10 protein-coding genes are annotated in these 21,701 nt (G+C 38.9%); all 10 read left to right on the forward strand.

The features are described from left to right. Nucleotides 1-49: 49 nt before the first annotated feature. Entirely contained in the window at nt 50-2,356 is a 2,307-nt protein-coding gene (locus tag QOX35_RS11690; RefSeq protein ID WP_502846768.1) for a GH92 family glycosyl hydrolase, read from the forward strand. A gap of 38 nt (nt 2,357-2,394) precedes the next feature. Beyond that, nucleotides 2,395-4,215, forward strand: coding sequence for a RagB/SusD family nutrient uptake outer membrane protein (locus QOX35_RS11695; RefSeq protein WP_283687052.1), 1,821 nt, complete (start codon nt 2,395-2,397; stop codon nt 4,213-4,215). Between the two features lie 43 nt (nt 4,216-4,258). Continuing rightward, nucleotides 4,259-4,714, forward strand: coding sequence for a DUF5004 domain-containing protein (locus tag QOX35_RS11700; protein WP_283687053.1), 456 nt, complete (start codon nt 4,259-4,261; stop codon nt 4,712-4,714). An 11-nt stretch (nt 4,715-4,725) separates the two neighbouring features. Next, nucleotides 4,726-5,847, forward strand: coding sequence for a DUF4961 domain-containing protein (locus tag QOX35_RS11705; RefSeq protein WP_283687054.1), 1,122 nt, complete (start codon nt 4,726-4,728; stop codon nt 5,845-5,847). Nucleotides 5,848-5,878: 31 nt separating this feature from the next. Next, the gene (locus tag QOX35_RS11710) at nt 5,879-9,058 is read left to right on the forward strand and encodes a SusC/RagA family TonB-linked outer membrane protein (RefSeq protein WP_283687055.1); all 3,180 of its coding nucleotides are present in this window, start codon (nt 5,879-5,881) and stop codon (nt 9,056-9,058) included. A gap of 12 nt (nt 9,059-9,070) precedes the next feature. Further along, nucleotides 9,071-10,858 (forward strand): RagB/SusD family nutrient uptake outer membrane protein, encoded by a 1,788-nt coding sequence (locus tag QOX35_RS11715; protein WP_502846766.1) that lies wholly within the window; start codon nt 9,071-9,073, stop codon nt 10,856-10,858. Nucleotides 10,859-10,896: 38 nt separating this feature from the next. Continuing rightward, nucleotides 10,897-13,998: a SusC/RagA family TonB-linked outer membrane protein gene (locus QOX35_RS11720; RefSeq protein ID WP_283687057.1), complete on the forward strand. Its 3,102-nt coding sequence runs from the start codon at nt 10,897-10,899 to the stop codon at nt 13,996-13,998. Nucleotides 13,999-14,184: 186 nt separating this feature from the next. Next, entirely contained in the window at nt 14,185-16,464 is a 2,280-nt protein-coding gene (locus tag QOX35_RS11725) for a GH92 family glycosyl hydrolase (protein WP_283687058.1), read from the forward strand. A gap of 19 nt (nt 16,465-16,483) precedes the next feature. Then, nucleotides 16,484-19,423, forward strand: a complete 2,940-nt coding sequence (locus tag QOX35_RS11730; RefSeq protein WP_283687059.1) for a discoidin domain-containing protein — start codon at nt 16,484-16,486, stop codon at nt 19,421-19,423. Between the two features lie 5 nt (nt 19,424-19,428). Further along, nucleotides 19,429-21,582: a GH92 family glycosyl hydrolase gene (locus QOX35_RS11735; protein ID WP_283687060.1), complete on the forward strand. Its 2,154-nt coding sequence runs from the start codon at nt 19,429-19,431 to the stop codon at nt 21,580-21,582. Nucleotides 21,583-21,701 lie beyond the last annotated feature (119 nt).

Below are 21,701 nucleotides of genomic sequence, written 5' to 3' on the forward strand. Positions count from 1 at the left end.
TAATTAAAGAATATAACCACTTATTATGTATAGATCTATAATAGCCTCTATGGCCGGTTTGTGCCTGATAGTAGCAAGCTGTGCTTCAGATGTTAAACCCTTAGAAGATTTTGCCCCTTCCGATTATGTTAATCCTTTTATCGGTGCTAGTACCAGTGTCGGAGCAGCCGGAGTTTATCACGGCTTAGGAAAAACTTTTCCGGGAGCAACTACTCCTTATGGTATGGTTCAGGTCAGTCCGAATACAATTACCGGAGGAGACAACAGCCCCGGCTACAGTTACGAACACAAAACTATCGAAGGGTTTGCATTTACTCAAATGAGTGGTGTGGGATGGTATGGCGATTTAGGCAATTTTCTAGTTATGCCTACTATCGGCACATTAAAGACGATAGCCGGTAAGGAAGATGGAAGCATCAGAGGATATCGTTCTTCGTACAATAAAGATACAGAAACTGCTGAAGCCGGTTATTATTCGGCACAGCTTACCGATTATAATATAAAAGTAGAAGCTACAGCAGCTCCTCATAGCGGAATGTTAAGGTTCACATTTCCTGCAAATAAGCAATCTAGGATACAAATTGATTTGGCTCGCAGAGTAGGAGGAACGTCTGTATACCAATATGTAAAAGTTCTGAACGATAGCACTATCCAAGGATGGATGAGATGTACTCCCGATGGTGGAGGTTGGGGCAATGGAGAAGGCAATGCTGACTATACTGTATACTTTCATGCTCAATTTAGTAAACCACTAAATAATTATGGTTTTTGGAGTGCAGATATTCCTGATAACTGGAAGAGAAAAAGAGAAGAGGTTATCAGTATTCCCTATCTGCAAAGAGTCTCTGAAGCTCCGATTATCAGAGATAAGAAAGAAATAGAGGGAAAACACCTTGGTTTTTTTACCGAATTTGAAACTCATAAAGGAGAAGAAGTTACATTGAAGGTAGGAATTTCCTTTGTAGACATAGATGGTGCAGAAAAAAATCTCAAAGCGGACATAGGAAATAAAAACTTCGATAATATTCGTGCTGAAGCAAAAAAACTATGGAATAATGAACTGAGCCGTATAAAGATAGAAGGAGGGACTAAAGACGAGAAAATAATATTCTATACCTCGCTTTATCATACAATGATAGATCCACGCATCTTTACAGATGTAGATGGGCGATATATAGGAGGAGATAAAAAGATTCATCAAGCATCAGCCTTCAAAAAACGCACAATCTTCAGCGGTTGGGACGTATTTCGCAGTCAATTTCCACTTCAAACAATTATTAACCCCGCACTGGTCAATGATCAGCTAAACTCATTGATCACACTGGCCGACGAGAGCGGACGAGAGTATTACGAACGTTGGGAAATAATGAATGCATATTCAGGTTGTATGATCGGTAATCCGGCGTTGTCTGTTTTAACCGATGCTTACATGAAGGGTATTCGCAATTATGATATCGACAAAGCATATAAATACGCGATCAATACTTCACAAAAATTTGGTAACGATAAATTAGGTTATACAGGGCCTCCTTTAGGTACTTCTCAAACATTGGAATATGCATATACCGATTGGTGTATCTCTCGTTTGGCAAAAGAGTTAGGAAAAACTGAGGATGAAAAGATATTTTATCAAAAAGGACAAGCTTATAGGAATATTTTTGATAAAGAGAAAGGTTGGTTTCGCCCTAGACTTGAAGATGGATCATGGGAAAAATGGCCCGAAAATGCCCGTAGCAAAGAATGGTATGGATGTGTGGAATCTAATTCATATCAGCAGGGATGGTTTGTTCCGCATGACGTGCCGGGAATGGTAGAACTAATGGGTGGACGTGATAAAGTAGTGGCAGATCTTACTAGCTTTTTTGAAAAGACACCTGATAATCTCTTGTGGAATGATTATTACAATCATGCCAATGAGCCTGTACATCATGTTCCTTTTCTTTTCAACCGTTTAGGAGCACCATGGCTTACTCAAAAGTGGGTGCGTCATATTTGCAGCAATGCCTATGCAAACAAAGTAGAGGGCATTGTAGGAAACGAAGATGTTGGTCAAATGTCTGCTTGGTATGTGCTTGCGGCATCAGGTATACACCCGGTATGTCCGGGAGATACCCGCTTCGAAATCAGCAGTCCGGTATTTGATAAAATAGAGATTAAGCTCGATCAGGAATACTTCAAAGGAGATAAGTTTACAATCGTAACTCATACTAACTCTCCTAAGAATGTATATATACAGAAAGCTGTGCTGAATGGAACAAATTATAATAAATGTTATATCGACTTTAAAGACATTGTGAATGGTGGATTATTGGAACTTTATATGGGTGATAAACCCAATGAGAAATGGGGCATGTAGATAAATTATAAACCTACTTAATTTAATATCTTATGTATATGAAAAACATTTTCTATTCATTATTTATAATAATGATACTGTATGGAAATTTTTCCTGTAGCGACACCAGTTTCCTCGACGAAACTGTGACCACAGACCTTGATTACAATAAGGTTTTCTCTGACAGTGCGCTGACCGAGGGCTTTCTGAACGAAATCTATCGTGATATAGGATTCGATACCAGAGGCAATCGTTTCAGTAAAAACAATTCTACTCTAGGTGGTCTTCAAACAGCATCTGACGAAGCCGAGTTCAGAACCTCGTCCGAGGTAACGGCCGATTTGCAGTTTGCCATGGGGACTGTCAATCCTGTGGTTATAACTGATGATGCTTGGCGTATACCTTATCAGAACATAAGAAGGGTAAACTTATTCTTCAAAGGGCTAGAGCAAGCTCCTTTGCAAAATAGCAGAAAGTTGCGCCTTAAGGCAGAGGCTCGTTTCTTACGTGCATGGTATTACCATATTCTGATGAAGCATTATGGGGGGGTACCTCTGATTGGCGATACGATTTATGCAGAGGGTGACAAACCTAAAGACATACGTGATACATACGATGCCTGTTTGAAGTATATCGTTGAAGAGTGTAAAACGGCAGAAAAAGATCTGAATGTGAAACCTTCAGGTACATATTATGGACGTGCAGGGGGAGGTGCTTGTAAGGCTTTGATTGCACGTATGAAGATGTATGCAGCCAGCCCTTTATTCAACGGAAACAGTGACCTTGTTGCCGGAACCAATGTCCCGGCAGAGCTTGTCGGTTATCCCGAATATGATAAGGAGCGTTGGAAGGAAGCGATGGATGCAGCTTATAGTTTTTTAGCACTAGGTAGATATCAATTGTATGTACTGAATACAGATCCTAAAAATAATAATGCAGCCGATCCCGGACATGGATTTTATGCTCTGTTTATGTCATCGGATGCTGCATACCGACCGGGATCTCTTGTCGAATCTATTTTCGAAGATCGTAGCTTAGGACGTGTAGCAAGAGAAACTTGGTTTCAACCACCATCACGAGGTGCGGCAAATAGCGGATTTATATATCAAAATCTGGTTGATGCATTTCCGATGAAGAATGGAAAACCCATTACCGATCCTACATCTGGTTACGACCCAAATGATCCTTATAAGGGACGTGACCCACGTTTTTACAATACAGTAGTTCATGATCAGACTGTTCTCATGATTGGAAACGACGCTTATGCTCCGGTAAATACCTATCTTAATGTAGATGGATCGTCTTCGGGTAAAGATGCTGTACATCAAGGAACACCTACCGGATATTATATCAATAAAATGGTAAATAGACATCTGGCAGCAAACTCTGTTCATGGAGGTCCCGAAGAAACACCTCTTATGCGATTTGCCGAAATATATATGGATTATGCCGAAGCCATGAACGAATATAAGATGGCAAACAGTGGTGAATCTGATCTAGTTCCTGCAAGCGAAGAAACATATACAATTCTGAAAGATATCAGAGCCAGAGGAGGAATTGATGCCGGAGAAGATGGGATGTATGGGTTGAAACCAAATATGACTCGCTTAGAGATGCGTGAAGCTCTTAGGAATGAGAGACGTATAGAGTTTGCAATCGAGGGGATGCGGTTCTTTGATGTGCGACGTTGGAAAATTGCAGAACAAACAGACAATCAGATGATGACGGGTATGGAGGTACAATTGAAAGCAGGAGGAGGTAAGACCTATAAACGTTTTGATGTAAGGCAACGCTCTTTCAGAAAGGCAATGTATTTCTGGCCGATACCATATTCGGAAACATCCAAATCTCCGAACTTGATACAGAATCCTAATTATTAGTAAAGAATACACTTTATTCTAATTCCGTAAACAAAGATTTATCATGAAAAAACTAGCTATAAAAAAGTATTTTATACTTTTTATTATGGTACAACTATTCATTTCCTGCGATAAGTTCAAAGACTCTACCGATTATACAGGGGATGAACCAGTTAAAGAAATTGCAGGCACTTGGTACATAACCAAGGCAACAAGAAATGGTTTGGACATAACCAAAATTATGGATTTCAGTTACTTTAGAATCAATCTAAAGGATGACAATACCTATACCATAGATAATTACCTTCCTTTCTTGGTGCGCCAAGGAGGTACTTGGGATGTAAATGATCCTCAATATCCTACAAAATTAATATTCAAGGAAGAAGCTTCAGCAGAATCGAATACCTCTGCATTCGAATATCAGACTGTAGGTGGAGAACGACAGATAACCCTTTCTTTCTCTCCGGGCTGCTACAGTAATATTTATTCTTATGTTCTTAAAAAAGTGCCTAATAATTAAAATTGAAAGCCATGAAACTAAAATTGAAGAACAGAATATTGATATATAAAATACTCGGCTGCCTGTTGGTTCTTGTTATATTTATTTCTTGTGGTATAGCATGGTATGAAAACCACGGAGATGTATTTAAGGATGAATATCAGGACAATAATTCGCCGATTATCTATAAAACAAATTCAGTGAAAGCTGGCGAATATGCCGAATATATCATGTATGTAAAATGTGCATCAAATTATGATAATGAAACTCATCGGCTAATTGTAGCTCTTAATGTGCCAAAAGCATGGACAGAAGCTAAGTCTGCAATATTGACATGGGAAAATAATGAAGATTTGGGCACCGAATATAAAATGTCACCAATACCCGAAGGTACTTCTCCGAAAAGCCAACCCGGTCTGACTTGGAGTCAAGCGCTTCTTAATGCTGTGGGGGGACGTAATCCGAATATTTTGGATGATACCCAATGGGTTGCATTTCAGGCTGATGATCCGTGGACAATTTTCAATGGATCAAATGCATACACCTTATTTGTAAAAGTAAGGATAAAAATAAAGACAGGATCTGACAATTTAAGAGCTAAAATAGGATTCTTTGTCAATTATGACGGAGACGGTATGGGAACAGATGAAGATCGTTGGAAGGTAATGTGGGGAGACTGCTTTGACGTAACCGACGGAGAAGGTGCTGAACCTATCGATTTTTGCCAATATCATTTTTATCAGGCAACGCCGGGTAATGCTACTCAAAACGATATTTTAACATTCAAGTATATCGGTGATTATTATAATAACCCTCTGATAGATGAAACAGATATATATATCAATGCCAAAGCATATACAGCAGAAGGGAATATGTACACTGTGGATGAGATTTCCGATAAAACAAAATTGGTAAAAGACTCTCAATGGGGAGTTATGTGGAGCAGGACAGTATGGCCCGAAGGGTATTTTAGTGTTCCGTCCAACGAGACAATTACGCGTATCGAATACTATTTCACAAACAAAGATGGAAGCCTCTATGTGTCCAAATATGATGACAAGGTGGCGGGAGCTATGGAGCCGGGTTATGAGGAAGAGTTGGTACGTCCCGGAAGGCCGATAGAGCCATTCATATACTACTTTGTTTGCAAGTGAGATTAATGTATAAAATTAAAAACAAGAATTTATGTATAATTCAATATATAAAAAAGTAAGCAGGAGTTGCTTTCTGCTTATGGTAGTATTGTTGTTTTGCGGATATGAGGCTGTTTATGCCCAAGAGCCTGTGGCAGCGAATACCGGTACTTCAGGTTTTTCGGGCGTCGTAGTAGATTTATATGGGAAACCTGTGTCAGGCGTAGAAGTATCAGTTAAATCTAGTGTTGGAAAGGCAACTAGCGATGAAACCGGAACATTCACTATCAATGCCGGTACAGGTACTACGCTTATCCTTACACATCCGGCTTATCTGGTGAAAGAAATTAAAATTTCTAAGGATATGCCAAAAGATAAGGTACTAAAAATAGGCATGGAAGAAAAGAAATTGAAAAATCCTGAAAATTTGGATATTCCTTACGGAAAGACAGTTTCTAAACAAAGTTATCTGGGTGCAGCTTCTACTATATATACAGATGAGATAACACCTACATTATCCGCTAATATTTTAGGGGCATTAGCCGGAAGGCTTCCGGGATTGTATGTTTCTCAAACCAGAGGATATCGGAATACGTTTACCGATCCGAGTGTAATAACAAACAATTTCATAGGAGCTTTGGCTGATGATTCCAAAGTCGGATACAATGATAATACACAATACAGTTTTATTATGCGAGGAGCAAATTCTCCAGTTGTCATAGTAGATGGATTTCAGAGCGAATTATTTAATCTCGATATGGAGAGTGTCGAATCAGTATCTATACAGAAAGATGCTTTATCATCTATGTTTTTAGGAGGACGAAGTTCGCGTGGAGTATTATATGTGACAACGAAGAAACCAGTGGGTGATGGGTTTAAAATTTCATTTACGGGCAGATATGGTGTTCAGGAGCCGATAAAAACACTAAAACCCCTTCCATCTTACCAATGGGCATATCTGTTGAACGAAGCCCTTGTGAATGATGGAAAGAAAGGGCTTTACTTGGCAAGTGATATAGAATCTTTCCGTAATGGAAGCAATCCAACAGCATATCCAAACGTAAATTGGAACGACCAGATATTAAAGAGTAGTTCGAATATACAATCCTATAATCTGAATGCTACCGGAGGAAATAAAACAGCTCAGTATTTTGTCAGCTTAGGGTATTTTGGTGAGGATGGGTTACTTCGTGAAGATTCTAAAAACAGTTACAATACCAATCTTTCGTACGAACGTTATATGGTGACTTCCAAAATCAATGTGAATGTCTTGAATAACCTGAAAATGAGTGCTACCATAATAGGGCGTATAGAAGAAGGAAATCAGCCCGGAGCCGGATTGAGCAGCATAATGAATGATGTATACAGTCTTCCCGGTGGAGTTTACCCGATCTATAACCCGAACGGATCTTATGGCGGTAACAATAACTATCAGAATAATCTGATGGCGAAAACCATAAGTTCAGGTTATATAAAAGATATGATGCGTGACGGATATGGTAATATTGTCATTGATCACGATATGTCTTGGCTTGCTGAAGGCTTATCGGCTACAGCCGTTGGAAATGTTTCTTCTCAAAGCCGTAGTGCTTTGTTTCGTAACAAGCAAGAACCGGTTTATCAATATATTCCATATTCCGACGGATCTGGAGGTGATTATGAACGTTTTGGTTCTATTGCAACTCAGAAAAATGACTTTGTAGGAGTATCTAATTTTCAACATTTTTTCGGTCAGGTTGCTCTCAATTATAAAAAAAAGATAAATACAGTGCACTCTATAGAGGGTAATGTATCAGCCGATATAAAACAAGTATTGGATAATTATCAATTACCCGAAGTACCTGCTAATATCAATGGTGAATTTAAATATAATTATGGAGATAAATATTTTGCTCAGGCAGCAATATCACAGAGTTACCTCAACAGGTATGCGCCGGGTAAAAGATGGGGTACTTTCTATGCCTTTGGCCTAGGCTGGGATATTAGCAAGGAAACATTTATGGAATCTGTTGAATGGGTTAATAAACTAAAGCTACGTGGAGTATTCGGTGAAACCGGAAACAGTATAGGCCGTAGTAATTATTATACATGGAGGCAACAATATGACACTGACATAAATGCAGTAGCAAGTGCTTCTTATCCTCAAGGATCGAGCTATACTTCATGGTATTCAGATCCGGCACTTGGGCTTATCGAAACCAATAATAGTTTGGCTAATCCGAATCTGACATGGGAAAGAGCCTATAAATTGAATCTGGGGCTGGATGCCAGCTTGTTTAATAACAAATTGCAGATTACGGGTGACTTTTATAGTGATAAGTATTTTGATTTATTGATGACTAGAGGAAAAAGTATTGAGCTGATAGGTTTGAACTATCCTAGCGAAAATATAGGAAAAGTTCGTTATCAGGGTGTCGATTTGTCTGTAACTTATCAGAATAACATCGGTGACTTCAATTATTATGTCACCGGAAATTGGAGTATTACTCAGTCCAAGATCCTATTTATGGACGAACAAAATGTTCCTTACGATTATATGCGCAGAACAGGCAATTCAGTGGGTACACGTTACGGACTTATTTCCGAGGGCTTTTTCCAAACACGTGAGGACGTAGCGAATAGCCCTGTCATATCGGGGTATAAGATCGTTCCCGGCGACTTGAAATATAAAGACATGAATGGAGACGGAGAAATCAATGAATATGATCAGACTGTGATTGGCGGTAATAAACCTTTATCTTTTTTCGGATTGAATCTGGGATTCGAATATAAAGGATTTGAACTATCGGCTTTGTTTCAAGGTGCTTATAATCGCGAGATATATTTCCCGGACGCAGGATGGGAATATGCTACAGGCTTCATTGCTTGGGGTAATACCTATAGTCAGGCATATGAGCATACTCTGAGACGCTGGACTCCCGAAACGGCAGAAACAGCTCTTTTCCCAAGACTTTCTACCAGCCCTAATTATAATGTAGCTCCAAGTGGTATGAGTAATTCATTCTGGCTGAAGTCGGGAAATTATATACGATTAAAAAATCTGAATGTAGCCTACACTTTTCCTGATTCATTTTCGAGAAACTATCTGGGGGGAGTAAAAGTCAAAATCTTTGTCAGTGGACAAAATCTATGGACAAAATCGGCTTTCGGGTTGGTTGATCCTGAAGTTATCGACTTTAGAAGCTACCCTGCATTACGTGGCTTCAATACAGGAATTAATATTAAATTCTAATATTTTCTAAAAATGAAAGACATGAATATACGGATCAAAAACAAATTATATATTGTGCTGATAGGTCTATCGCTCACATTGTGGTCATGTAACGATTATGAGGATGTTCCTGTGGAAAAACTCACTCTCGAATATGTATTTTCTTCTACTGACTCATTGGGTGTAAATGCGAAGAAATACTTAAATGACGTTTATAGTGTTTTACGCTATGGTCACAATGCCATTGAGGGTGACTATCTTGATGCTGCATCCGATGATGCTATTACGTCATCTTTTTCCGAAAATCAGATATACCAGTTGCAAATAGGGCGTTACTCGGCTTTTACTCGTCTTGCTGATATGGGATGGGCTAATTATTACAGAGGTATTCGTCGGGCAAATACATTTATCAACAATATAGATGTAGTACCTTTCCTACAAACGTATAATAACCATGTAGCAACAAATGTACCATTAAACAGAGCACTGAAAGCGGAAGCACGTTTTCTAAAAGCTTATTATTACTTCGAACTTGTAAAACGCTATGGCGGTGTGCCTTTAGTTGGTGATATCCCATACGAATTAGGAGAACCGATGGAGTTGCCGAGAAATACCTTTGATGAGTGCATCGAGTATATTGTGAGCGAACTGGATAATGTTAAGGATAGTCTGCGTTCAGTTCCTATCGCCAATATCGGTGCAGATGGTCATGTGGTAACAGCAGGAGCAGCTATGGCTCTCAAGGCAAGAGTGCTGTTGTATGCGGCTAGTCCATTATTTAATGAATCTCCCGTTCAGGCTGCTAATCCATACGTTGGTTATGATACATATGATCCGGCTCGTTGGGCTAGAGCTGCTGAGGCTGCAGAAGATTTTATTAACGATTGGGGGCCTTCAGGACGTTATGGCGGATATGGGTTGATGGATAATTTTAAAGATGTGTTCCTTAATTATTATGGGCCGGTAACAAACGAAGTCATCTTCCATGTGCAAGGTGCGCTTGATAAGCGAGATGTGGAGCTGAATAACGGACCTGTAGGATTTTCAAGCAATGCTAAAGGAAACGGACGTACCAGTCCTACTCAAAATCTGGTAGATGCTTTCCCAATGAAAGATGGAAAACCAATAGGGCAAAGTACTAAATATGTTTATTCTGAGCAGTGGATGTATGACAATCGTGACCCTCGCCTCGATTATACAGTATTGCATAATGGCTCTCAGTGGCTGAGTACAACATTGCATACATATATCGGAGGGCGAAGTAATCCGACTGGATCTACCGATGCTACAACTAAAACGAGTTATTATCTGCGTAAATTTATGGGAAACTACGAGGATAAAACAGAATATACAGGGCTTCTTCGCAACTGGGTATTATTCCGTTATGCCGAAATACTTCTCAATTATGCTGAAGCTAAGAATGAATATGACCTTGCATCTTCAAAAATAACAGTCGATGCCAAAGTAATCGAATACATAAGGAGTATAAGAAAAAGAGCCGGTATTGATGGCGATGATAGCACTTATGGTATATCCGACAATATAACATGTTTGGAGATGAGAGAAATTATTCGCAACGAAAGAAGAATTGAAATGGCATTTGAAGAACAGCGCTTTTATGACATTCGCCGTTGGAAAATAGCTGAAGATATATTTAATCAACCTCTCAAAGGATTGGCTTTGGTGATGAAGGCAGGAAATATACTGACAGAACATATCGATGTTCTTGATGCTAAATTCGATCCGAAAAGATATTTATATCCGATACCATATAGCGAAGTAAACAAAAACAGTAATATGGTTCAAAACCCGGGCTGGTAACAAAGCCGTGTTTATCAATTCTTAATACATAAATTGATATGAAAAGACTGACTTTATTATTTATAAGTATACAAATCTTTGCTTTTGCTTTTGGTCAACAACAGTTCCAATTGAAAGGTAAAGTATCATCAACAGACGGGGAGCTTTTGACAGGTGTTAGTGTTACTGTTGATGGAACAACAAATGGTACGATGACCGATGTAGACGGTAATTATATATTAACCGTGAAATCAGGTGATCAGGTATCGTTCTCTTTTATCGGATTCGCAAAACGAGTAGTTAAGATAACGAATCAAAAGGTCGTTGATATCGTACTCGAATCAGATCAGAAAACTTTGGACGAAGTAGTGGTCGTTGGTTATGGTAAAGTAAAGAAAATTACGCTCACCGGATCGGTTAGTGCCGTGTCGGCTGACGAAATACGTGCCGTGCCAACATCGAGTGTGCAAAATGCTTTGACGGGTAAGTTACCCGGCTTCTTTTCTCAGCAACGTTCCGGACAGCCGGGGAAAGATGCATCTGACTTTTTTATCAGAGGAGCCAGCTCATTAAACTCGGATGGAAACCGTCCGTTGATTATTGTGGATGATGTGCAATATACATACGATCAGCTACAACAGATCAATGTAAATGAGATAGAGAGTATTTCTGTTCTGAAAGATGCTTCTACTACAGCAATCTACGGTATCAAAGGAGCTAATGGCGTTTTGGTTGTCAAAACCCGTCGGGGCGAAGAAGGACGTCCGCATATAAATGTACGAGCAGAGGGTGGATTAACCATGCCTATTCGTAAACCTAAATTTTTGAACGCATATCAGGCAGCATCATTGACGAATGAAGCTTTCGAAAACGATGGGCTGGGAAATAGTAAGCCTTTTACAGATGCTGATCTTGAACATTTCAGATTGGGAGATGATCCATACGGGCATCCGGATGTAGATTGGTATAAAACAATTTTCAAAGATATTGCAACACAGCAAAATGTGAACATGGATATTTCGGGAGGTTCAAAAAGATTACGATACTTTGTCACAGGAGGTTTCTTTTCTCAAAACGGTTTAACCCGTAATTTTAAAGATCCGAAAGAAGAAGTTAACACTGATTATTTTTATCGTAGGTTTAACTTTCGAAGCAACCTTGACTTCGATGTTACTTCTACAACAAAAGTACGGTTAGATATGTCGTCACGGTTTATGAATATTAACGAGCCGAATAGTTTGAATGCGGTAGGCGAAATCTATAATTTCCGCAAAATGACTCCGTTCTCAGCTCCTTTTATGAATCCGAATGGAACGTATGCTTATCATAATTACTTCTTGACCGACAGTAAAGATCCTACATTGAATGCACGTCTGGCAAATGAAGGTTATACTCGAACAAGACGTTTCGACTCAAATATACTGTTTGATGTTTCACAAAATCTTAATTTCATAACCAAAGGTCTTTCGGCAATGGCACGTGTGGCATATTCGAGTATAGATGAAAATTATAGGGCTATGAGAAGGGATAGTAAGATGTATCCTACCTACCACTATAACAGTGCGACGGACACATATACGATCAATCCGACTGCCAATTCGTATGCTTATGAAAATTATATACTCAATGCCGGAACAAATAAAGCCATCAGGAATTTGAATATACAGGCCTTTCTCAATTATGAGCGTACTTTCAATGAAGATCATACCATTAAAGGAATGTTATTATACAATAGAGAAAGTAGCACTACAGACAAAAATGGGCTTACTGCCGCTGAAGTACCCGCAAAGTTTCAGGGATATACAGGACAGATCAATTATAATTATAAGAATCGGTATATGTTCGACTTTAATACGGCCTATAACGGAACCGACCGTTTTGGACAAAACAATCGTTTCGGCTTTTTCCCTGCTGTTGCTTTGGGGTGGAATATTGGAGAAGAACCTTTTTTCCAGAAAAGATTTAACGATAAAATTGATATGTTGAAGATAAGAACTTCTTACGGACTTGTTGGATCTGATATAACTCCCGGTAACCGTTACTTATACAAGCAAGTATATGAGTCGGGATATGGGTATTCTTTTGGCGAAACTCCGGTTGGAGTCGCCTCATATAGAGAAGGTTCTTTAGGGAATGAATATGTAACATGGGAAAAAGCTCGCAAATTTGATGTAGGTATAGATGCCAGTATGTTCCGTAACAAATTATCATTTACAATAGATTATTTTTACGATTACCGTTACGACCAGTTAGTAGAAAGAAGTGACGTTTCATTGCTTCTAGGTATAGGTTTGCCCCGTACAAATGTAGGTGAAACTACAAATCATGGTTTTGATGGACAAATATCTTACAATGATAAGTTTGGAGATTTTAATTTCTCTACCAACTTTGTGTTCTCTTATGCGAAGAATAAGGTAAAATATAAAGCTGAGGCTCAGCAGAGATATTCATGGCTGTCAGAGACCGGTAAGCCTATCGGGCAACCATTCGGCTATACTTGGGTAGGATATTATACACCGGACGATATCTCAGAAATCAATGCAGGCAATCCGAATAAGATTCCGGTACCGAATATACCTGTATCGACCGGAGACCTTAAATATGCAGACTTGAATGATGATGGCATCATCGACGACTTCGACAAGGGGGCTATTGGCAAGCCTAATCTACCTACTACGACATTGGGTTGGACTATAGGCGGATCATACAAAGGTTTTTCACTCAGTTTATTGTTTCAAGGGTCATTCGATTATAGTTTCAGTGTAGTCGGAACGGGTATTGAATCTTTCAAGAGCCAGTTTCAACCAATTCACGATAAACGCTGGACTGCCGAAAAATACGAGAATGAAGGAGATATCCAATTCCCTCGTTTAACAACCAATCTTTCTACTATTAGTAGTAGTGAGGCGTACATGTCTAATTTCTGGTTGGTAAATGCATGGTATATTCGTCTCAAAACAATCGATTTAGGTTATGAATTACCAAAAAGTGTATTACCTAAAGGAATACAAAGCACACGCTTTTATGTGAATGCGTATAATATGTTCACTAAAACAAATTATGATAAATATCAGCAAGACCCCGAAATACAAACAAACTCGGCCGGTGATGCTTATATGAATCAACGTGTTATCAATTTTGGTGTTTTGATGTCCTTTTAGGGATGGGTATAAAAAGAATCGCTTTTAGTATTAGCCGGGCTAAATAGTATCTTGATACTATAAGAAGCGAAGTTCTTGTCTCTCTTATTAATGGTTGGGAGTAGACTAAAAAGAATCTTCGCTTCTCTCGGTGCTAAAGAATAAATATTTAGTATTGATTAGTTTTACTTATAAATACAATATAATATGAAAGTACGAAAAGCCTTATTTGTTGCCGCTGCACTGTTGCAAACAATATATGCCGGAGCGCAATTAAAAGATTTAGTACAGTATGTGAATACACTACAGGGAACCGATTCTCATTTCGGTCTTAGTTATGGCAATACATATGCCACCACTGCTATGCCTTATGCGATGCATACATGGTCGGCGCAGACCGGAGCCAATGGAGAAGGATGGAAGTACCAGTATTCTGTAGATAAAATACGTGGATTCCAACAGGCGCATCAGTGCAGCCCGTGGGTAAGCGATTATGCGGTGTATTCATTTATGCCGATGGAAGGTGCATTGGAGGTGAATCAAGAAAAAAGAGCCTCGAAGTTTAGCCATAGTAATGAAATAGCCAAACCTCACTATTACAAAGTTACGTTGGATAATGGTATTACTACCGAGATGGCGCCAACCACACGAGGTGTACACCTCCGATTCTCATTTCCCGGAAACGGTGATGCTTATCTTGTACTCGATGGTTATACCGATATAAGTGAGGTTAAGATAGATCCGCAAAAAAGACAGATAACCGGCTGGGTAAATAATCAACGTTTTGTAAATCATGCTGAGAATTTCCGTAGTTATTTTGTCGTTCAATTCGATAAGCCTTTCGAAGCTTATGGTACATGGGAAAATCAGAATGATAAGACATTTCCTGCGGAAATTTACCGCCAAGGAAAAGGATCAGGTGCATATCTAAAGTTCAAAAAAGGAGCAAGGGTGCAGGCGAAAGCAGCTTCGTCTTACATTAGTCAACAACAAGCTATACTTACATTAAATAGGGAATTAGGAAGCGATAAGAACCTTGAACAGACAAAAGCTAGAGGAGCGGAAACTTGGAACAAACTATTAAACAGAGTAATTGTTGAAGGAGGAACCGACGAACAGATCAAGACCTTTTATTCCTGTCTTTTCCGTGCAAACCTTTTTTCACGCAAATTTTACGAGCGTAATGAAAATAATGAGCCATACTATTACAGCCCTTACGATGGCAAGATATACAACGGCTATATGTATACCGACAATGGATTTTGGGATACTTTCCGCACACAATTCCCTCTGACCAATATCCTCCATCCTACCATGCAGGGGCAGTATATGAATGCTTTGCTTGATGCTCACGATCAATGTGGTTGGTTACCATCGTGGTCGCAGCCGGGAGAAACAGGAGGTATGATCGGCAATCATGCAATCTCGCTTCTTGCCGATGCATGGGCGAAAGGCATTCGTACTTTTGATCCTGATCGTGCACTAAAAGCTTATGCACATGAGGCAATGAATAAAGGCCCATGGGGAGGAGCTAACGGTCGCATTTTTTGGAAAGAATATTTTCAGTTAGGATATGTGCCTTATCCGGAGTCGTCGGGATCTACTGCACAAACATTGGAGTATGCCTATGATGACTGGTGCGGATATGAATTGGCACGAATGACAGGAAATAAATTCTATATGGATGTTTTTGAAAGGCAAATGTACAACTATCGGAATGTCTTTGACCCTACAGTTGGTTTCATGAGAGGTAAAGATAAAGATGGCAAGTGGCAGGAACCGTTCGATCCTTTTGTGTGGGGCGGCCCTTATTGCGAAGGGAATGCTTGGCATTATACTTGGTCTGTTTTTCACGATGTGCAGGGACTGATCGACTTATTTGGCGGTGCAGAAAATATGGTCTCAAAAATGGATTCGGTATTTACTGTGCCTAATATTATTAAACCCGGTACATACGGTGGCATTATCCACGAAATGAAAGAAATGGAACTTGCAGGCATGGGACAATATGCACAAGGCAATCAGCCTATTCAGCATATGATCTATATGTATTCATATGCAGGACAACCATGGAAAACCCAATACTGGGCTCGCCAAATTATGGATAGACTATATAATTCTACAGAAAAAGGTTATCCGGGCGATGAGGATCAAGGAGGTATGGCTTCGTGGTATGTACTGAGCGCACTTGGAGTCTATTCTGTTTGTCCCGGTACGGATGAATATGTATTGGGTAGTCCGCTATTCAAAAAAACTACAATTACGATGGAAGACGGAAAGAAGTTTGTAATAGAAGCAAATAATAACAGTAAAGATAATATATATGTCCAATCCGTTAAGCTCAATGGTAATCCTTTAAATAAGAATTACATTACTTACAAAGATATCGTAAGTGGAGGAACTATTGAATATACAATGGGAAGCCAGCCAAATAAAGGACGAGGTATTACAAAAGATGCTGCTCCATTTTCCCTGACTAAAAAGTAAACAGATATAAATTCAAATAATGAATAGAAATACGATAATATTAATTTTTGCTTGTTTTTTTATATTCGGTCAGCTTTTAAATACTCAGGAGATTAAAATATCTCTTAATAGTGATGCGAATATTATTAATTGGAAGATTAAAGCAGAGGCTGAGGTTCAGGATCGCAAGCAAATGATGGTATTGGATTATGATGTCTCAAGTTGGGTCTCAGCAGTTGTTCCCGGAACTGTTTTTGGTTCGTATGTGGAAGCCGGTTTGGAGAAAGATCCGAATTTCGGAGATAATATCTACAAAGTGGATAAATCAAAATATGATAGAAATTTCTGGTATCGAGGCGAATTTGATACGCCCGTTTTGTCGGAAGGAGAACATCTGTGGTTCAATTTTGAAGGTATAAATAGAAAAGGTGAAATTTTTCTGAATGGGCATCGATTAGGTTTTCTCGATGGTTTTATGAACAGAGGAAAATTTGATATTACTGACTATTTGAATAAAAATGGAAAAAATGTGTTGGCCGTATTGGTACATTGGGTGGGTTTGCCTGTTCCTAATTATGCGAGTCCAACTTATATTTCCAGTGCCAGTTGGGATTGGATGCCTTATGTCCCGGGATTGCTCAGTGGTATCACTGATGATGTATTTCTAACAAGTTCGGGTGCAGTTACTATCGTAGATCCTTGGGTTAGATCTAAAGTTCCGAACAATGATAAGGCCTTTTTGAAATTACAGATTGAATTAAGTAATCATACGACAACAGAATGTAAAGGGCTGTTGAAAGCAGTAATTCAGCCGGGCAATATTGAATTTTCGAAAGAAATAGTTCTTGGTGCAGGTCAACAGAAACCATTTATATTCGACGCTAAGGATTTTAAACAATTAGAAATTATTAACCCTAAATTATGGTGGCCTAATGGATATGGGGAACCAAACCTGTATACATGTAATTTGACATATAGCATAAACGGAAGAGTGTCAGACAGCAAAAATATAACGTTCGGAATTAAAGAATACAGCTATGAGAAAGTAGACGATGTTTTTCGTATAAAAATAAATGGAGAACCGGTCTATATAAAAGGAGGAAACTGGGGTATGAGCGAATACATGTTACGTTGTCGTGGAGAAGAGTATGATATGAAAGTAAAACTTCATCAGGAGATGAATTATAATATGATCCGTAATTGGATAGGATCGGTAACCGATGAAGAGTTTTATGACGCATGTGATAAGTACGGCATCATGGTCTGGGATGATTTTTGGCTAAACTCTCATCCCAATCTTCCGGACGATGTACAGACGTTTAATAATAATGCAATAGAGAAAATCAAACGTTTGCGAAACCATCCTTCTATTGCTGTATGGTGTGGCGATAATGAAGGAACACCACTTCCTCCGCTGAATGAATGGTTGGCGGGGAATGTGGAATATTATGATGGTGGTGATCGCTGGTATCAGCCTATTTCCAATAATGATGGATTATCCGGTAGCGGGCCATGGGCAAATGCTCATCCAAGTTGGTATTTTACTAAATATCCTATGATGTTTGGATTTAAAGGAAAACCGAGCTGGGGTTTCCGTACAGAGATAGGTACGGCGGTTTTTACTACATTCGAAAGCTTCAAGAAATTTATCCCTAAAGAATACTGGTGGCCTCGTAACGAAATGTGGGATTTGCATTTCTTTGGATCTAAAGCAGCTAATGCCGCTCCTGACAAGTATTTTAACACTGTAGCTGAAAATTACGGAATGCCTAAGGGGATAGAAGACTTTTGTCGTAAAGCCCAATTACTCAATATGGAATCCAATAAAGCGATGTACGAAGGATGGCAACATCATATGTGGAATGATGCTACAGGAATAATGACGTGGATGAGCCAGTCTGCATATCCTTCTTTTGTCTGGCAAACCTATGATTATTACTACGATCTTACAGGAGCATATTGGGGCATAAAAAAAGCATGCGAGCCTATTCATATACAATGGAGCTATGCCGATAATTCAGTAAAGGTTATAAATGCGACATTGAGCGATAAGGATAACCTTACCGCAAAGGCTACTATCTATAATCTGGATGGTAAAGAGATGCCTAGATATACTCAAATAAAGAAAATAGATGCGAAAGCGAATCAGGCTACACATTCTTTTTATATGGATTTCACGAATGATAATATGGCCTACAATAAAAATGTGGTTGCATCTTCCGTTTCACATGATGCCGGAGATGCAAGCGCTGTAGCTGATGGAAGTGATGGTAGCCGTTGGGCGAGTAATTATACTGATAATGAATGGATATATGTTGATTTAGGAGAACCAAAAGAAGTAGGAAATATTACATTGAAATGGGAGAATGCTCATGCAAAATCTTACAAAATTCAGGTATCAGACGATGCTGCTAATTGGAAAGATATATATGAAGACAATAATTCTAAAGGCGGAAATGAAGAGATTAAAATTAAACCTGTAGTGACCCGTTATGTAAAGGTAGCAGGATTAAAGCGTGCCACCGAATGGGGATATTCTCTTTACGAAATTGAATTCTATGGCAAGAAGAAGGTAAAAACAGATCTTTCTCCTGTTCATTTTCTCAAATTGCAATTGACAGATGATAATGGAAATATACTTTCCGATAATTTTTATTGGAGATCAAACGTCTTGGGAGACTATACGGCATTAAATAAATTAGGTAAAGCAAAATTGAATGTCGATTCACACAGAGAGACAAGAGGAAATAAAAAGGTTATAAAAGCTAGCATAAAAAATATAGGCTCATCTGTAGCTTTTGCTATACATGTGCAACCATACAGAACTTCTGACGGAGAACGTATTTTGCCTATTATAATCAATGATAATTATTTTACGCTTAGACAAGGGGAAAGTAAGAATCTGGAAATAGAATTTGGAGCCTCGCTTTTACCTGAAAACAGCTATAAACTGGAAGCAATTCCATATAATAATAAATAAACTGTATGAAAAATAGATTGTTGCTCTTATCCTTCTTTCTTATTGTACCCTTTATTGTAAACTCTCAAACGACAGGCATAGATTATGCAAGTCGGGTGAATACCCTTATCGGAAACAAAGGTGTGGGGTTGGCATCCGGATATATGTATCCCGGCGCAACTTATCCTTTTGGAATGGTGCAGTTTACCCCAACTTATTTTTCTAAGCAATCTGGTTTTGTTATTAATCAATTAAGCGGTGGTGGATGTGAACATATGGGAAATTTCCCTACTTTTCCGGTGAAAGGAAAGTTACGAATGTCACCTGATGATATTATCAGCTATAGGATAAACCTATCAGAGGAAAAAGGACATGCCGGTTATTATCAAGCTAAGGTGCAGGATGATATTAAGGCCGAACTTTCTGTGACCGAGAGAACAGGAATGGCTCGTTATGAATACCCGACGAATGAAAGCTTCGGTACTGTTATAATCGGGGCAGGAGTGGCTACTACAAATACAGAAAACGCAACAGTTGTAATTACGAGTGCCAATACTTGTGAAGGATATGCTGAAGGAGGTACTTTCTGTGGGTACCCTACACCTTATAAAGTTTATTTTGTTGCAGAATTCGATACGAATGCTATTGAGGTAGGAACATGGAAAGATGATAAAATAAGAGAAAAGTCTGTTTTTGCAGAAGGTAAGAACTCCGGAGTATTCTTCACTTTCGATGTGAGTAAGAATAAAGTAATACAATATAAAATAGGCGTTTCGTATGTATCGGTTGAGAATGCAAGAGGAAATCTGAGAGCTGAGAATTCAGCATGGAATTTTGATGTCATTAAAAATCAGGCCGAAATAAAATGGAATAAATATTTAGGTAAGATAGAGGTTGAGGGCACAAATCCCGAACGCATAACTCAGTTTTACACGCATCTATATAGAGCTCTTATTCATCCCAATGTATGTAGTGATACGAATGGAGAATATATGGGTGCTGATTTTAAGGTACATAAAAGTAAATCGAAGCATTATACATCTTTTAGCAACTGGGATACATACCGTACTCAGATACAGTTGCTTGCTATGCTTGACCCCGATGTGGCATCCGATGTTGTGATTTCTCACCAGTTGTTTGCCGAACAAACAGGTGGCGAAGGCTTTCCCCGTTGGGTGATGGCAAATGTGGAAACCGGTATCATGCAAGGAGACCCTACTCCTATACTAATTTCGAATGCTTGGGCTTTTGGTGCAAGGAATTATAACCCGAAGCCTATTTTTAAAATAATGCAGCATGGAGCAGAGGTTTCGCGCTCTATGTCTCAGAAGGTAGAAGTGCGTCCCGGATTGAAACAGTATCTTGATAAAGGATACTATAATGCTTCTGAACAACTGGAGTATACTTCAGCTGATTTTGCTATAGCCCGATTTGCTTTATATGCCTGTGGAGATGAATTTGCCAGTTGGCGGTATTTCCATTTTGCACGTTCGTGGAAAAATCTATATAATCCTGCAACAGGGTGGTTGCAATCACGTAATGCAGATGGTTCGTGGAAATCACTAGGGGATGATTTCCGTGAGTCTACATATAAAAACTATTTTTGGATGGTTCCGTATAATCTTGGAGGATTAATAGAGCTGGTAGGAGGGAAAACGAATGCTGTAGTTCGTCTCGACGATTTGTTTAGACGATTGGATGCAGGCTATAATGACGATTGGTTTGCTTCGGGCAACGAACCGAGTTTTCATATTCCTTGGATATATAACTGGGCCGGACGCCCGGATAAAACACAGAAAGTAGTAAACCGTATTTTGAATGAACAATACTTCAATCAGGTAGATGGACTTCCCGGTAATGATGATTTGGGTACGATGGGGGCATGGTACGTTTTTGCATGTATAGGATTGTATCCTGAAATCCCAGGTGTTGGAGGCTTTTCAATTAATACACCCATTTTTAAATCGATAAGAGTACACCTTAAAAAAGGAGATTTATTGATAAAAGGAGGTTCAGAAAAAGAGATTTATATCCGTTCTTTGAACTTCGATGGTAAACCTTATGATAATACATGGATAAATTGGGATGATATATCTAACGGAGCCACACTTGAATATTCTACTTCGGATAAGCCCAATTTGCAATGGGGAACTAAGATCGACGCTCCTTCGTTTCCATAGAGATTTGAGTAGTATATGGTGAAAAATAAGGTGACAGATAGTTTCCTGTTGAATAGATACGATTGTAACTTTATTTGTTTTTGTTTATCTATATAATGCAGATAATAAGAGCTTTATAT

The sequence above is a fragment of the Dysgonomonas sp. Marseille-Q5470 genome, from assembly GCF_951230145.1.
GTDB lineage: Bacteria > Bacteroidota > Bacteroidia > Bacteroidales > Dysgonomonadaceae > Dysgonomonas.

Coding starts and splice junctions, on each gene's coding strand:
- QOX35_RS11730 (WP_283687059.1), top strand. CDS start 16,484: ATGAATAGAAATACGATAATATTAATTTTTGCTTGTTTTTTTATATTC.
- QOX35_RS11705 (WP_283687054.1), top strand. CDS start 4,726: ATGAAACTAAAATTGAAGAACAGAATATTGATATATAAAATACTCGGC.
- QOX35_RS11700 (WP_283687053.1), top strand. CDS start 4,259: ATGAAAAAACTAGCTATAAAAAAGTATTTTATACTTTTTATTATGGTA.
- QOX35_RS11715 (WP_502846766.1), top strand. CDS start 9,071: ATGAAAGACATGAATATACGGATCAAAAACAAATTATATATTGTGCTG.
- QOX35_RS11720 (WP_283687057.1), top strand. CDS start 10,897: ATGAAAAGACTGACTTTATTATTTATAAGTATACAAATCTTTGCTTTT.
- QOX35_RS11710 (WP_283687055.1), top strand. CDS start 5,879: ATGTATAATTCAATATATAAAAAAGTAAGCAGGAGTTGCTTTCTGCTT.
- QOX35_RS11690 (WP_502846768.1), top strand. CDS start 50: ATGGCCGGTTTGTGCCTGATAGTAGCAAGCTGTGCTTCAGATGTTAAA.
- QOX35_RS11695 (WP_283687052.1), top strand. CDS start 2,395: ATGAAAAACATTTTCTATTCATTATTTATAATAATGATACTGTATGGA.
- QOX35_RS11735 (WP_283687060.1), top strand. CDS start 19,429: ATGAAAAATAGATTGTTGCTCTTATCCTTCTTTCTTATTGTACCCTTT.
- QOX35_RS11725 (WP_283687058.1), top strand. CDS start 14,185: ATGAAAGTACGAAAAGCCTTATTTGTTGCCGCTGCACTGTTGCAAACA.